We start from the raw sequence: 15,314 nt of genomic DNA on the forward strand, positions 1-15,314 counted from the left end.
CTTAATTTAAGATTAAAGAGAGATAATATTACTAACAACTCACTAACGCAATGCGAAACAAAGGGGTTTCGGATGAACCGTATTAAAATTGGATTAGCTTTGGGTTCTGGCGCGGCGCGTGGCTGGGCTCACATTGGTGTAATTAGAGCGCTGCAAGATATGGGAATTGAGCCTGATGTTATAACCGGTACTTCAATAGGAAGCTTGGTTGGCGGGGCCTACGCGGCCGGAAAGCTTGATGAAATTGAAGAGTGGGTTAGAGACATGGATCGTTGGAAAGTGTTTAATTTACTCGATTTTGGTTTGTCTAGCGGTGGTGTAATTTCTGGTGAGAAAGTTTTTAATCATGCGCAAGAACGTTTTGGCGACATACTTGTGGAAAATCTAGACAAACCCTTTGCAGCTGTAGCTACTGATTTATATACCGGCAGAGAAGTTTGGTTAAAAGAGGGTAATTTATTCAAAGTTGCACGTGCTTCCTGTGCGATGCCTGGATTGTTAGCTCCAAAGATGTTTGACGGAAGATGGTTAGTGGACGGCGCATTGGTTAATCCCGTTCCTGTATCTTTAGCTCGAGCGCTAGAAGCTGACTTTGTTATAGCTGTAAATTTGAATTCGCAAATTCACATAGACGATGAGTTAGAACAAGCTAATGAACAGGCGCCTAACACCAAGTCGGAGCAGCCTGCAAAGGATGTAGAACGTAAGGAAGGAAAAGCTACGGAAAAAGATAAAAACCTATTCCATAATTTTTTGTCGCGTAGCCAATCATACATCGATCAAATAAAGGAGAAATTTTCTCGTCAGCCGTCTTCTCCCGGCGTATTTGGTGTAATGGCGGGGTCTATCGATATTATGCAAGAGCGGATTACTAAAGCCCGTATGGCGGGCGATCCCCCTGACGTGTTACTTCAGCCGAAAGTGGGGGATATTGGGTTATTGGAGTTCGAGCTTGGAAAGCATGCAATTGATATTGGTTATAAAACGACTATGGCCATGAAAGAGCAAATATTGGAAGAGTTACATCATTTAAATATGAGAATTGATGAAGCCCCGAGACCAAAGTCTTAAATAATAAACAAAAAAAGCGCAATGGCTAAAACCATTGCGCTTTTTTATTAGCTTTAATTTATTCGGCTTCTTTACTAAGCACCGCTTCCATATCGTCAAATTCTTTGTCGATAGCGTCTGAAGGAGCTTCAGTTGCTTTACTTACAAAGTAAATGGCTAGTGCTGAGAGAATAACGCCTGGAACCATTTCATACACGATAGAGCTTAGTGATTCACCTTCAGGCAATACCGGTACGTAAATCCAGAACAATACAGTTACCGCACCCACGATCATTCCCGCTAGTGCACCTTGGCGAGTCATTCGTTTCCAATACAAGCTCATAATAATTAATGGACCAAATGCAGCACCAAATCCTGCCCAAGCATTACCTACTTGGTCGAGAATAGTACCTTCTGGATTCCATACAAGCGCAATTGCAACGATAGAAACGAGGAATACCGAGATACGACCCACCAATACTTGTAACTTATCGCTTGCGTTCTTGTTCAAGAAACTCTTATAGAAGTCTTGAGTAAGAGCACTCGAAGTTACGAGTAGCTGTGAAGAAATTGTACTCATGATCGCTGCTAAAATGGCTGCTAACAAGAATCCACCAATTAATGGATGAAACAGAATTTGAGACATCACGATAAAGATGGTTTCTGAATTATCTAGCGTACCATTATTCACATAATCACCAACGGTTACGTCAGCAGCGTTAATCGACATATAAGCTGCACCCGCTAGACCCGTTAACATGGCGCCAATGATTGCGACGGTCATCCAAGTCATACCAATACGGCGAGCAGCTTTAAAGTCTTTTACCGACTTAATAGCCATGAAGCGCACGATGATATGTGGCTGTCCGAAATAACCGAAGCCCCATGCGAGTAGTGATATAGTGCCGAAGAAAGTCATCCCGTAGAACGGGTTGAGCATATCAGGACCTAGTTCTCGGGCCTCTGCTGTGACCGGTGCAATACCGCCCATGTCTGTAAATGCTACGACGGGTACAAGTACTAGCGCGACAAACATAATGCAGCCCTGTACGAAGTCCGTCATGCTCACAGCAAGGAAGCCACCTAACAATGTGTAGGCTACAACCACTGCTGCGGTCACAATTAGACCCGTATGGAAGTCCATGCCGAACGCATTTTCAAATAAAGTACCGCCTGCGAATACGCCTGAAGCAGTGTAAAGAGTGAAGAAAATAATGATCACTACTGCTGAAATAAGACGCAAAGCTCTGCTTTTATCCTGAAAACGGTTTTCAAAGTAGTCAGGAATGGTAATAGAGTCTTTTGCAACTTCGGTATATACCCGTAGTCTTGGCGCAACAACTCGATAGTTGATATAGGCACCTACTACAAGACCTACAGAGAGCCATACTTCCGAGAAGCCAGCTACGAAGAATGCGCCTGGCAGACCCATGAGCATCCAACCACTCATGTCTGAAGCACCAGCGGACAATGCTGTAACACCTGGGCCGAGACGACGTCCGCCGAGCATGTAGTCGGAGAGGTCACTTGTCGACTTAACGTAGCCATAAATACCAATGGCAAGCATTGCGATGAAGTAAATTGCGAGAGAAATCAGCGTACCAGTTTCCAAAATTAGGCTCCTGTTGTGTACTGAATTAAAAGAAAATTAAATGAATATTTATATGATTGTTATCGAAAGGCTTTTCAAATTAACAAAAGTAAAGGTTATTCTCAAGTGGAGAGGTCGGGGCCTGCATTAAGAAGCTTCCTTGTGTACCTCTCCTGTGGGTTATTTAACACGTGTTGTGTTTCCCCATACTCAATAACCTTTCCGTCTTTCATTACTAGCACTTCATCGGCCATATGTTGCGCAATTTCAGGGCTATGAGTGATAAATATATAAGAAATATGTAGCTCTCTTTGTAAATCGATTAAAAGGTTGAGAATTTGAGCTCGTACAGACGTGTCTAGTGTTGCCAAAGCTTCGTCTGACACCAACACCTTAGGATTTAAAATAATTGCTCGGGCAATGCAGGCTCTTTGCTTTTGTCCGTTGGTAAGCATGTATGGATAAAAGGTACGATGTTCATTAAGCAAACCAACCCGTTTCAGTGTTTTGGAAATCGTGTCATCGCACTGTTTCTCGGTAAGCTTTGTATTGAACCGCAACACTTCATGAAGTTGTTTACCGATGGTGAGGTTAGGATTCAATGAACCTTCCGCATCTTGGAATATCATTCGAATGGACTGCGCGCGGCGGCGCATGTCGTTGTAGGCCAATACAGAGCCATCTAAATATATATGTCCACTCGTTGGCTCAAGAGCACCTCCCACTAAAGCCGCTAAGGTGGACTTGCCCGAACCATTAGACCCCATGACTGCAAGCGTTTTACCTGCTTTAAGCTCAAAACTCACGTCTTTTACTGCGAATTGCGGATTCGTCCTAAACCAGCCAATACGATGGTGAAAAACTCTGCTTAAATTCTCTGTGCGAAGCACTGCGCTCATGAGTTTTCCCCTTTATTTTTAGAGTTTTCAAATTCCCTAATCGGGTGGTGGCAATAGTAAGAATGTTCTTTCAGGTTAGTTATTTCCGGCCGCATGATACAGTTCTGTCTAGCGTAACGACAGCGGGGACCGAGCCGGCATCCTTTAGGCATATTTTGTAATGTAGGCTCTATCCCGGGTAAGGTTTTTAACCTATCACGAGGCTTTAGATTTTCCGTTTGTACGAGAGACGTGTAATTCAATGCGTCAGTATACGGATGCAGTGGTTTGGTCAGCATGGTGTTCTTATGACCTGTTTCCATAATTTGACCACAATAAATAGTCGTAATGCGGTCAGTCTCCTGCATGATGGTATTAAGGTCTTGTGTAATCACCAGAATCGACATTTTAAAACGTTGATGCAACTGCGCTAGCAAGCGATAAATTTGCGCACGAGTTAGCGGCTCCATGGCTGTAGTCGGTTCGTCTGCAATAAGCAAATGGGGGCGGTGCGCGATAGCAGTAGCTATCATGACTTTTTGTGCTGCGCCGTCAGAGAGTTCGAAAGGATAAGACGCAAGAACTTGCTCGTAGTTTTTTACGCCCATTTTTAGCAGAAGGTTACGGGCATATTCATCTTTAGCTTTTGAGCGCGTCCAAAATGTCGCCTTTACGTCTTCGTCTAGAATAGCTTCTTTCAATTGCTCGCGAATCGTGGTGTTGGGATCTAGATAACGGGCAGCGTCTTGGAAAATCATAGCAATGTCTACACCGATAATTTCTCGGCGTTGTTTTGCTGTAAGATTCAGTAAATCTGTACCTTTAAACCAAAGTCGGTCTGCTTGTATACGCCAGTTTGGATTCACAAAGCCCATAATAGCTCTTGCGACCAAGCTCTTTCCTGACCCAGACTCGCCGACTAAAGTGTGAATTTCGCCTTCAGCAATTTGCAGGGAAACACGGTCGAGTACCCGAACCTCTCCTTGTGGAGTATCGGCAAAAATCGATAAATTCCGTATATCTATAAGCATTTAACTTCCCAAACGTTTGTCGAGTGCGGAACGAATGGACTCGCCCAATATATTCACGCTGATTAACGTTACAAAAAGAGCCAAGCCGGGCAAAGCCATCACCCACGGCGAGTTATATGCAACTTCTAAGCTTTGCGCTAACATCGCTCCCCATTCTGGAGCTGGAGCCTGAGCACCTAATCCCAAAAAGCCAAGCGCTGCAATATCTAAAATAGCTGCCGACAGGGCTATGGTTAAATGCATCACAATGGCTTTTATGATGTTGGGCAGAAGCACAGAGAAGAACAAATAACGGTTATCCACACCGTTTAGCCTGCTTGCGAGTACGTAAGGTTGCTTTTGCTCGTCCGCAATTGCGTTTTTGGTAATGTGTAAAAACTGAGGGATGAATACCAAGGCTATTGCGAGTATCGCGTTAGACAAGCCAGGGCCGATAACCGCAATAATAACAAGCGCGAGCAGCAATGACGGAATAGACAACAGAACATCGAGTAGATGTTTTACCGTCGAGCTTTTTACCCCAACATTAACAGCGGATATAGCGCCAAGAGAACATCCCACGAGTGCCGCAATGATTACAGCAAGCATAGGTAAGCCAAACGTATATCTTGCTCCATGCATAAGTCGAGAAACCATATCTCTGCCCAATGCGTCGGTGCCCAAAAGGAATCGCATATCGCCTTGATCTGACCATGCAGGTGGCAACGAAACAGCATCGATAAATTGTTCGTTACTACCGTATGGCGCAAGCAATGGACCAAATATACTAATAATGAGTAGGGCGCCCAGTATATAAAGTGTTGCCGTAGAAATAGGGTTGGCTCGCAAGTCTTGCCAAACAAGTTGCAGCGGAGAAGGGTTTTTAACTTCGTAATACAGGTTTTTATCTAGCATAAAATTCCTGCCTTACCTGCGGATAACGCCACGCCTGCAAAATATTAGCAAATACGTTAACCGTAAGAATAATTGAAGCGAGTACCAATAAGCCATGTTGTATTACGGGAAAGTCTCGTTCGTAAATACTGCGGACTAACCAGTTGCCTAACCCTGGCCATGAAAAAATAACCTCGGTAATGAGTACATTCGTGACCAAAACACTAAATGCTGTACTGAGCTGGCGTGTTACCGGTTGCATAGTATTTGGAATGGCATGCTTAAACATAACTTCTGCTGTAGACAAGCCTCTAGCGTAGGCACCTTTCACAAATTTTTGTTGTAACACATGAATCGCCGAGGCTCTTGTGAAACGAACAAGCAAAACGCATGGTGCCGTTGCCAGTACTATGGCAGGTAAGACAATGTGTAAAAATGCATTTTGAAAGGCTATCCACTTGTGGTCTATGTCGCTTAGTGCAATATCTATAAGAATGGAACCAGAAACTGCAGGAACGTCGAATAGCGGATTGATTTGGCCTGCAATGGGTACCACGTCTAGCACCACAGCGAAGATAAGTATAGTAACCTGAGCCAACCAAAAAACAGGCACGGAATAGCCCGCCAAGCTAATAAAAGCTATAACTTGGTCTATCGGTTTACGGTAGTATTTTGCGGCTATAATACCTAAAGGTGGACCTATACAAAGTGCTATAGCGAGCGCAATAACAGTAAGTTCCAGCGTGGCGGGCAAGCGCAAACTAAGTTCGTCCCATATCTCGCTGTTATCTTGCATCGATTGCCCCCAATCTCCTTCAAACAGGCTGCGAAGGTACGATATGTACTGGTGCGCAATGTTGCTATCGAAGCCTCTTTTCTCAAATACCTCTTCATAGCGGGGGTGATCAATCGGAATACCCGAAGCATTGGTGACGGGGTCTCCGGGAAACCAGTAACTCATTGAAAACGACAGCAACGAGATAAGAAATAGAGTAATTAAAAGTAAGCTGAGCTGCCTAATAATAACTCGACTCATGGCTCACCTCGTTCTATCTCTGCGACTTTGGAAACGGAACGAAGGTTAATTCCGCCGTAAGCTGGCGGCTGTAGGCCTTGAATATAGTCTCGTGATGCTTGGAATCGAATGGAGTGCGCTAAGGGCACTACAGGTACTTCCTGAGCTAAAATATCTTGAGCTTGGTGGTAAAAAGATTCTCGTGTGGGGCGATCAATACTTCGAATAGCATTGGTGACTAAGTTGTCGAAGATTTCATTACACCACATTGCACGGTTGTTCCCAGAAGCTTTAGCTGCACAGGTGAGTAATGGCCGAAAGAAGTTATCCGGATCTGCATGATCAGCAGACCATCCGATAAGCACCGAATCATGCGCCCCTTCTGCAAGGCTTCTCCTAAAAGAGCTCCACTCATAAGACACAATGTTTACGTTTACGCCGATGTCATTCAGGTTCGATTGAATAAGCTCCGCCATTAGCCTCGCATTGGGGTTATACGCGCGCTGCACCGGCAGGGCCCATACGTCCATGGTAAACCCTGAGCCATAGCCCGCTTCGTCAAGTAACTCACGAGCCCTCTGCGGATCGTACCTAAAGGCTTCTGGTGTTGGACTATGTGCCCAGCTTGTATTGGGTAATATCGAATCTGCACGCACTGCATGGTCAAAGTAGACCGCGCTAATCAGAGCGTCTCTGTCTATTGCGTGAGCAAGAGCCTGTCGCACTTTTATGTCGTTAAAAGGGGCTTTGTCTGTATTGAAAGCCCAAAACGCCGTGTTGGGGCTCATTGATGTTTGCAAATGTATGTCTTCCCGTTCGTCTAGCCAAGCAATATCTCTAGCAGGCGGATACGGGCTTATATCGCAATCCTGAGTAAGTAACATCAACATACGCTTGTGGTCGTTTGGGGCAATCCTAAAAACTAAGTTTTCTGAAGCAGCTGGGCCTTTCCAGTATTCATCGTGCCGTACATAGTTAAGTGCGACATCTTTCCGGAAGTGGCTAAATTTGAAAGGGCCAGTACCGATCGGTTCTAGATCGAATTGCTGTGGCTCACCTTGGTTGAGAAGTTGTTGGCCATATTCTGCTGACATAATTACTGCAAAGCTGGACGCTAATATGGAGAGCAAAGAGCTGTCTGGTTCACGTAGGGTAATCTCAACTTCATGGCTAGATGTTGCTGAGACCTCACGAATCAGCTGATCAAGGCGCGTAGCTGTAAAAAAAGGGTACTGTCCGCCACTGATTTCGTGATAGGGGTGCTCTGGTTTTAACCAACGGTTGAAAGTAAATACCACGTCTTGTGCATTTAGATTTCTGGTGGGGTGGAAAAAATCGGTGCTATGAAATGGTACGTCTTCTCTTAATTTAAACCGATACCGAAGGTTGTCTTCACTTACACTCCAATGTTCTGCAAGGGACGATTCGAATTCTCTCGAGCTTTCATTATATTCTATGAGTCGGTCGAATAATTGTGACGAGGTCATGTCGAGCGTTGTGCCCGAAGTAACGAGTTGTGGGTTAAACGCCTCTGGGTTTCCTTCCGCACAATACAGCACGCCCTCGGCTTCTGGCGGCAACGCTCGGTTACAACCAGTAACTAAACCTACAACAATAAGTGAAACTGAGCACAGAAAATGCTTAGTCGTCACGTTGAATTCCCTCTAGTAATTGATATTTCTTAAGATAGCCACGCAGTTGATGATAGGTCAGACTAAGCGCCTCTGCTGTCTTTTTCTGATTAAATTGAAATTCTGCCAATGCCTTTTCGAGAAGCTCAACTTCGAAGTCTTGGCTCAGTGCTTTGAAATCCACACCTTGCTTGAAGTCAAAAGATGGGGAAGCGGGTGCATTCTCCACAGGGATATTTTGAATATTTCCCTCATGAGATGCGCCATTAGTGGGTTGTGGAGCAGCAACCGGTTCAGCCGCAAACTTAATCGACTGTTTAGGACGCCAGGGACTTAAAAATGGATCAATGACAATCTCATGTACGGGAAGCTGGTCGTTATTTAATTTATAAACGCTGCGTTCCACAACATTCTTTAATTCACGTATGTTACCAGGCCATTCGTACTCTTGAAGCGTTTGCTTGGCCTTCGTTGTGAAACCCGCAAAACACTCTAGCTTGAGTTCGCGTGCCATTTGAATGGCAAAGTGTTCAGCAAGTATCAATATATCTTCAGGGCGCTCTCTAAGCGGAGGTAATGTAATAACGTCGAATGCTAAACGGTCGAGTAAGTCTGCTCTGAACTTGTTTCGTTCGGCAAGGCTTGGAAGGTCTTCATTTGTTGCAGCAACAAGGCGAACATCTACTTTAACGGTTTTACTACCACCGACGCGTTCAAATTCACCATACTCGATAACGCGAAGAAGCTTTTCCTGCACTAGCGCTGAAGTATTAGCGAGTTCATCGAGAAATAGGGTACCACCGTCGGCACGCTCAAAGCGTCCTTCGTGTTTCTTACTCGCTCCTGTAAAAGCGCCTGCCTCGTGACCAAATAACTCACTTTCGAGTAAGTTGTCATTCAACGCCGCGCAGTTCAGTTTAAGGTAAGGCTGGTCCCAACGCTTCGAGAGGTAGTGAAGACGCTGCGCTATTAGCTCTTTACCCGTTCCCCGTTCACCAATAATTAGCACAGGTTTGTCGAGCGGAGCCGCTTGTGAAACGTGCTCTAATATAGAAAGAAAGCTATTGGATTCACCAATAAGATTTTCGTTGTCGCGGAAACGGTTCATAGCCGAGTCTCTTTTTTCATCAACTTGTTGGTTAATTTTGCTAATTATTAGTCTATTTCTTTAAAGTGCTTTCTGCACCTGTTTTCTGTAATTTATTTTAAATTAATTAAAATCATGTAGTTAGAGTGTTTTTGAAATGTGGCACGCATCTTGTTTATATCTCTGTGCCAGGACATCTGAAACTGATTATGAGGTAACTTAAGATGGGTATTTTTTCACGCTTTTCAGACATCGTAAATGCAAACTTGAATGCATTATTGGATAAAGCAGAAGATCCGCAAAAAATGGTTCGTCTGATTATTCAAGAAATGGAAGACACGCTTGTTGAAGTTCGTTCAGTATCAGCAAAAACGCTTGCTGAGAAAAAAGAACTTACGCGCCAATTAACTCGTCTTGAAGAAGAAGTGGTTGAATGGGAACAACGTGCTGAACTTGCTATCAGCAAAGGCCGTGACGACCTTGCACGTTCTGCTCTTTTAGAGAAACGCAAAATTGAAGACACGGTTGAAAGTTTAAATGAGGACATTGCGCGCACAGACGACCATATTGAGCGTCTTTCGGGCGAAATTTCACAGTTACAAGAAAAGTTAACTGACGCGAAAGCTCGCCAGAAGTCTATTTTAATGCGCGAACGGACTGTGAGTTCACGTTTAAATGTAAAACGTACACTCGACAGCTCTAAAATTGATGACGCTTTGCAAAAGTTTGATCGCTACGAAGCGAAGATTGATGACCTAGAGTCTCAGGTTGACGCTTACGACTTAGGTAAGAAAACTTTAGCGGATGAGTTCCGTGCGCTAGAAAATGAGTCTAAAGTAGATGACGAACTGGAAGCTTTGAAAGCACGCGTTGGCGGTGACAAAAAGGCTTCTGAGAAAAAAGCTACTAAAACCGACAAAAAAGATGCGTAAGGAGCTAAGTGATGAGCGAAGGAATGGTGTGGGCATTTACCGTGCCCCTCATGTTATTTCTAATACTTGTAGCACCTATTTGGCTCATCCTTCACTACCGCAGTAAGAAGAAGATCAGTGAAGGTTTGAGTGTGGAAGACTCTGCTCGTATTCGAGAGCTTGCTGACAAGGCAGAAATATTAAGAGATAGAGTTCGGACTTTGGAGAAACTGTTAGACCAAGAAAATCCGAACTGGCGTCGAAACGGCTAAGGAGTTCGACATGGTGATTCGCAAGAAACAGATGTACCGAGACCCAGAGAAAGGAAAGATCGCGGGTGTATGTGCGGGTTTAGCGGACTACTTCGGTTGGGAACTATGGATAGTTCGTATCATTGCTTTAACTGCTCTGATCTTCCTACCGCAAGTAACCTTTGTTGCGTACGTGATTTCTTGGTTTGTTATCGACAAGAAGAAGCCAGGAATCGGCACCCACGAAAGTGGTGGCTATCGAGAGGAAACTCGATATGAGCGGAGCCAAGACGGCTCAGCTATTGAAGTGAAAACTCGTGTTTGGGAAGCCGGTAAAGCACCTAAATATGCGTTATCAGACATAGAAAAGGAATTTCGAGAGTTAGAAGTGGATGTCGGCCAGATGGAAGGTTATGTCACTTCTAGCGAGTATCGTGTTAAGCAGGAAATAAACCGCCTGTAACACTTACGGTACCTAACCTCTGAATTAATCTTATTCAGTGTTTGGCAAAAAATCGTTACAAAGAGCAAGTGGTCAGAGATCTCTCTGGCCATTGCTGCTTTTAAAGACTCAATTTAAGCTGCGTGCGCATTATAAAAATAACAATAGGACGCACAATGTCTAAGCCAACCCATAATAATCTTCACGCAGACTCCATCGCCATTCACGGTGGTGCTGAAGTCGACGATCCTCAGGGTGCGCTGGTAGCGCCCATGTATCAAACCTCGACGTTTGTTTTCCCTAACGCTGAAACAGGCGGAGAACGTTTTGCTGGTGAAACGTCTGGCTATGTTTATTCTCGTTTGGGGAATCCTACGGTACGGCAGCTCGAACAGCGCGTTGCTGCCCTAGAGGGTATGGAAGATGCTGCAGCTTCAGCGACCGGAATGGGAGCGGTAGCAGCCTCAACGATGGCTTTTTTAGAATCGGGAGACCATGTTGTTGCGTCTGACTGCATTTATGGCTGTAGTTTTGCGTTATTTTCGCACCTTTTTAAAAAGTTTGGCATTGAGGTGTCTTTTGTAGACATGAGTGATGCGGAGAACATAGAGAGTGCGATTACAGAAAAGACTAAAATGGTGTTTTTGGAAACACCTGCGAATCCACACTTAAAAGTTATTGATCTCGCTCCGGTGGGTAAAGTTTGCCAAAAGCACAGCTTGAAGTTTGTCGTGGACAATACTTTTATGACACCTCTTATGCAGAGCCCGCGTGAATTCGGCGCTGATCTTATCATTCACAGCGCAACCAAATATCTAAATGGTCACGGTGACGTTGTTGCAGGCATTGTTGCGGGTAGTGCAGAGGATATAGAGTTAATTAAGCTGACGACGCTAAAAGACATGGGCGCAACCATGTCACCACACGACGCTTGGCTAATTTTAAGAGGTTTAAAAACGTTACCTATACGTATGCAACGGCATTGTCAGTCGGCACTTGAGGTTGTGGACTATTTACAGACTTTATCTCAGGTTAGTCATGTGTATTTTCCGGGTTTACACTCAGAAAAAGAAGGCGCTTTGATCGGTGAAGATAAGCAAATGAAATCCGCAGGCGCTGTTATTGCTTTCGATATGGCTGGCGGTTATCAAGCTGCTGTAAAAATGCTGAACAGTCTCAATATGATTAAGCTTGCGGTAAGCCTTGGAGACGCGGAAACCCTTATTCAGCACCCAGCTTCAATGACTCATTCTCCGTTAACTCCAGAGGCTCGTGCACAAGCTGGGATAGGTGATGGCTTGGTGCGAATATCTATTGGTTTAGAGCATCCACAAGATATTATTGCCGATCTCGAACAGGCGTTTTCAGACCTTAAGTAAAGATTGGTTTACACAAGAGAAACATTTCCTCGGCAAGGATATTCGCAAGTCCTGTCGAGGTTTTAGTAAGCTTAAAGAATAAATTGCAGTTAAAGCAATGCAAAACAAGGTAATGAGGAGTGAAGTATGGCTAAAAAAGAGAGCCAATACGTTTCAAAGTCGCCAGACGAGAACGGTGTAATTCATTGGACAGATGAAGAAAACCAAGTATGGCACGACCTAGTTGAGCGTCAATTAGAGATTATTCCAGGTAAAGCATGTGACGAGTACATGAAAGGGCTCGAGCTGATTGACCTGCCAAAAGACAGAATTCCTCAGCTTAGCGAAATCAATAAAGTTCTTGGGGAAACTACGGGCTGGCAAGTTGCTCGTGTACCTGCGCTAATTCCTTTCGACGAGTTTTTCCGCTTGTTAGCGAACAAACAATTTCCAGTAGCGACCTTTATTCGTACGCGGGAAGAGTTTGATTACCTGCAAGAACCTGATATTTTTCACGAAATATTTGGCCATTGCCCATTATTAACAAACCCAGCTTTCGCGCACTTTACACATCAGTATGGTCGTTTAGGCTACGCTGCTACGCCGAAGGAAAGAGTTTACTTAGCGCGCTTGTATTGGTTTACCGTGGAATTTGGGTTGTTGGAAACCGAAAAAGGCTTACGTATCTACGGTGGCGGTATTCTTTCTTCACCAGGCGAGACCGTTTACTCAGTAGAGAGCGACAAGCCAGAGCGTCATCGCTTAGCGCCGTTGGATGCGCTGCGCACGCCATACCGTATCGATATTATGCAACCGGTTTACTATACGCTAAAAGACGTAAACCAATTATTTGAGATATCGGACATGGATATAATGGCGCTCGTTCACGAGGCTATGGAGCTAGGTTTGTTTGAACCTAAGTTCCCGCCGAAATCAAAAGATGCTGCGTAAATAAATAGCCCTACGTACATATTTTAAATATTTTACTTTTAACTTAAGAAGCGAATAAGCGATGAGTGATTTAAAGAATCAAGAATGTGAAGCATGCCAAGCTGGTGCACCACAGGTTTCTGACGAAGAGTTGCCGGTGTTGATGAAAGAAATTCCAGATTGGGTTCCTGTAGCGCGTGACGGCGTTATGCAATTAGAGCGCGAGTATAAGTTTAAGAACTTTAAGCTGGCTTGGGCATTTTGCAATAAGGTTGCAGAGATGGCGGAAGACGAGTTTCACCACCCAACACTAACGTTGGAATGGGGGAAGTTAACCGTGACTTGGTGGACGCATGCTATCCAGGGTCTCCATAAAAACGACTTTATTATGGCTGCAAAGACAGACGCTTTATTGGACAACTAAGCTTAGTTTGACCCTAAGATGCTAAAACGCCGTATGTGTTGAAACATACGGCGTTTTTTTGTGGCTAAAGGAACGCGAACGATATTACGGATTTCATCCTGATTTTAAAGCAATATATCTGTATAATTTTATTTACAGTTTGTTATTAGGCGTTAATTTATATGCGTTTGGAAATTACATGTACGGACAGGCTTGGTATCTGCCAAGACGTACTTACGATTTTAAAAGAAGACGAAATCGACTTGCGCGGCATTGAAGTGGATCCGATTGGTAAAATATACCTAAGCTTTCCTTCTTTAGAGTTTAGTCAGTTTCAAACATTAATGCCGAAGATACGAAGAATACCCAATGTTTCTGACGTAAAGACCATTCCGTACTTACCTTTCGAACGAGAGCATTTTGAATTCGATTTGTTGTTGAGCACACTGCCTAACCCAGTGATTAGTGTTGATGACAAAGGGCGCATCGATATCACCAACAGCGCTGCAGAAGCTTTGTTAGGAGCTGATAAAGCCTCGTTAAAAAACGCGGATGTTCGTGACATGGTGCAAGGCTTGCCGCAAAGATGGCTGGAGAAAAGCCCGACAGAGCCTCAGCAAGAGCCTTTAAAAATTGGCGGCCAATGGTTTCTGTCCCAACTTCTCCCGGTTTGGGTCAAAGACGCTGACGGAGAGCCTGCATTTGCGGGAGCGGTGATTCATGGTCAAGCAGAGCCTATGCTTACCGAGCGCCAAGCTGGTGTAACCAAAAGTCCTTTCGACCAGGTTTTAACTCAGCATAGCGGAGTGAAACGCGTGATTCGTGATGCCATGCGCATGGCACAGCTAGACGCTCCGTTATTAATAGAGGGCGAAACGGGTGTCGGTAAAGAATTAATTGCTAAGGCTTGCCACCAGTCGAGTAGCCGATGGGAAGAGCCGTTTTTAGCGGTGAATTGTGGAGCTTTACCCGACAACGTAGCGGAAGGTGAGCTTTTTGGTTATGGAGCGGGCATTTTTTCTCATCATCCTGAAGGAAAGAAGGGGATATTTGAGCAAGCGAATGGCGGTACTGTGTTGCTGGACTCTGTTGGAGACATGTCTAGGGAACTACAAGCGAAACTATTACGCTTTTTAGAGAATGGCGAATTTCGCCGTATCGGAGAAGAGCAAGTGGTTGAGGTTAATGTACGACTTATTTGCTTGGCGCGAGGGGAATTACTAGAACGGGTAGAGCAAGGTGCGTTTAGGGAAGACCTTTATTACAGGCTTAATGTGCTAAGCCTGTATTTGCCGCCATTGCGCGAACGTAAAGGTGACGTGGGCTTGTTAGCCGAACATTTCCTGTATCGATTTTGCCAACAATTACAGCGTCCGCTCGCCAAACTATCGAAACGATGCGCGGATTATCTTAATCAATATCATTGGCCAGGAAATGTGAGGCAGTTGGAGAACTCACTCTATCGGGCCGTATCGATGCTAGAAGGTAATATTCTTGAACCTCATCATATAAGACTTCCAGAAGCTTCTGCCGCGGAGGATTCGCTGGCTATCTCTTTAGAGGATGAATCACTTGAAACTGCGGTTAAACGATTTGAAGCTTCATTGTTAAAGCGTTTGTATCCGAGTTACCCAAGTACTCGCCAGTTGGCGCAAAAGCTAGGATTAAGTCATACCGCAATTGCGAACAAACTGCGTGATTACGGAATTGGAAAGCAAAGAAAAACGAAGAGTTAACTGTAAACAATGAGTTACACTTTGATGGTTGTTGTAACTATTTATTTACAAAAATAGTCGGTTTTAGGCTGATGTCTAGCCAGTGTTTTATATAGTTTACAATTAGAGTGGTTAACCCCCATTTTCG

The 15,314-nt window shown here is 44.4% G+C and carries 15 protein-coding genes; 8 read left to right on the forward strand and 7 right to left on the reverse strand.

All coding sequences use genetic code 11. From position 1 onward, the window contains the following. The first annotated feature begins 72 nt into the window (after positions 1–72). Positions 73–1,071, forward strand: a complete 999-nt coding sequence (gene rssA / locus DQX04_RS01690; RefSeq protein ID WP_111914069.1) for a patatin-like phospholipase RssA — start codon at positions 73–75, stop codon at positions 1,069–1,071. A gap of 58 nt (positions 1,072–1,129) precedes the next feature. Here rssA and putP read toward each other — a convergent pair whose 3' ends face one another. The 7 genes from putP to pspF all read right to left on the reverse strand — a co-directional run bounded on the left by putP (position 1,130) and on the right by pspF (position 9,177). After that, on the reverse strand, positions 1,130–2,662 hold the full coding sequence (gene putP, locus DQX04_RS01695; RefSeq protein WP_111914070.1) for a sodium/proline symporter PutP: 1,533 nt from the start codon (positions 2,660–2,662) through the stop codon (positions 1,130–1,132). Positions 2,663–2,763: 101 nt separating this feature from the next. Beyond that, complete coding sequence (locus tag DQX04_RS01700) at positions 2,764–3,540, reverse strand: ATP-binding cassette domain-containing protein (RefSeq protein ID WP_111914071.1); 777 nt, start codon at positions 3,538–3,540, stop codon at positions 2,764–2,766. Continuing rightward, complete coding sequence (locus tag DQX04_RS01705; protein ID WP_111914072.1) at positions 3,537–4,550, reverse strand: oligopeptide/dipeptide ABC transporter ATP-binding protein; 1,014 nt, start codon at positions 4,548–4,550, stop codon at positions 3,537–3,539. The genes DQX04_RS01700 and DQX04_RS01705 overlap by 4 nt, the downstream gene beginning before the upstream one ends. After that, on the reverse strand, positions 4,551–5,444 hold the full coding sequence (locus DQX04_RS01710) for an ABC transporter permease subunit (protein WP_111914073.1): 894 nt from the start codon (positions 5,442–5,444) through the stop codon (positions 4,551–4,553). Beyond that, a complete protein-coding gene (locus DQX04_RS01715) occupies positions 5,434–6,459 on the reverse strand; it encodes an ABC transporter permease (RefSeq protein ID WP_111914074.1) in 1,026 nt (341 codons plus the stop codon). The genes DQX04_RS01710 and DQX04_RS01715 overlap by 11 nt, the downstream gene beginning before the upstream one ends. Next, positions 6,456–8,090, reverse strand: a complete 1,635-nt coding sequence (locus DQX04_RS01720) for an ABC transporter substrate-binding protein (protein ID WP_111914075.1) — start codon at positions 8,088–8,090, stop codon at positions 6,456–6,458. Before DQX04_RS01720 ends, DQX04_RS01715 begins: the two co-directional genes overlap by 4 nt. Further along, positions 8,080–9,177, reverse strand: coding sequence for a phage shock protein operon transcriptional activator (pspF, locus tag DQX04_RS01725; RefSeq protein ID WP_111914076.1), 1,098 nt, complete (start codon positions 9,175–9,177; stop codon positions 8,080–8,082). Before pspF ends, DQX04_RS01720 begins: the two co-directional genes overlap by 11 nt. 203 nt (positions 9,178–9,380) lie before the next feature. Between pspF and pspA the strand changes: the two genes are divergently transcribed. The 7 genes from pspA (at position 9,381) to tyrR (ending at position 15,187) form a co-directional block, all read left to right on the forward strand. Then, on the forward strand, positions 9,381–10,088 hold the full coding sequence (pspA, locus tag DQX04_RS01730; protein ID WP_111914077.1) for a phage shock protein PspA: 708 nt from the start codon (positions 9,381–9,383) through the stop codon (positions 10,086–10,088). Between the two features lie 11 nt (positions 10,089–10,099). Next, on the forward strand, positions 10,100–10,339 hold the full coding sequence (gene pspB, locus DQX04_RS01735) for an envelope stress response membrane protein PspB (RefSeq protein WP_111914078.1): 240 nt from the start codon (positions 10,100–10,102) through the stop codon (positions 10,337–10,339). A 10-nt stretch (positions 10,340–10,349) separates the two neighbouring features. Next, the gene (gene pspC, locus DQX04_RS01740) at positions 10,350–10,781 is read left to right on the forward strand and encodes an envelope stress response membrane protein PspC (RefSeq protein WP_111914079.1); all 432 of its coding nucleotides are present in this window, start codon (positions 10,350–10,352) and stop codon (positions 10,779–10,781) included. A 155-nt stretch (positions 10,782–10,936) separates the two neighbouring features. After that, a complete protein-coding gene (locus DQX04_RS01745; protein WP_111914080.1) occupies positions 10,937–12,139 on the forward strand; it encodes a PLP-dependent aspartate aminotransferase family protein in 1,203 nt (400 codons plus the stop codon). A 126-nt stretch (positions 12,140–12,265) separates the two neighbouring features. Next, positions 12,266–13,069: a phenylalanine 4-monooxygenase gene (gene phhA / locus DQX04_RS01750; protein WP_111914081.1), complete on the forward strand. Its 804-nt coding sequence runs from the start codon at positions 12,266–12,268 to the stop codon at positions 13,067–13,069. A 61-nt stretch (positions 13,070–13,130) separates the two neighbouring features. Beyond that, on the forward strand, positions 13,131–13,472 hold the full coding sequence (locus DQX04_RS01755) for a 4a-hydroxytetrahydrobiopterin dehydratase (protein WP_111914082.1): 342 nt from the start codon (positions 13,131–13,133) through the stop codon (positions 13,470–13,472). A gap of 161 nt (positions 13,473–13,633) precedes the next feature. Then, positions 13,634–15,187 carry a transcriptional regulator TyrR gene (tyrR, locus tag DQX04_RS01760; protein WP_111914083.1) on the forward strand — a complete coding sequence of 518 codons (1,554 nt, stop codon included), beginning with the start codon at positions 13,634–13,636 and terminating at the stop codon, positions 15,185–15,187. Positions 15,188–15,314: the final 127 nt, after the last annotated feature.

The organism is Aliidiomarina sp. B3213 (genome assembly GCF_003290085.1).
Taxonomy (GTDB): domain Bacteria; phylum Pseudomonadota; class Gammaproteobacteria; order Enterobacterales; family Alteromonadaceae; genus Aliidiomarina.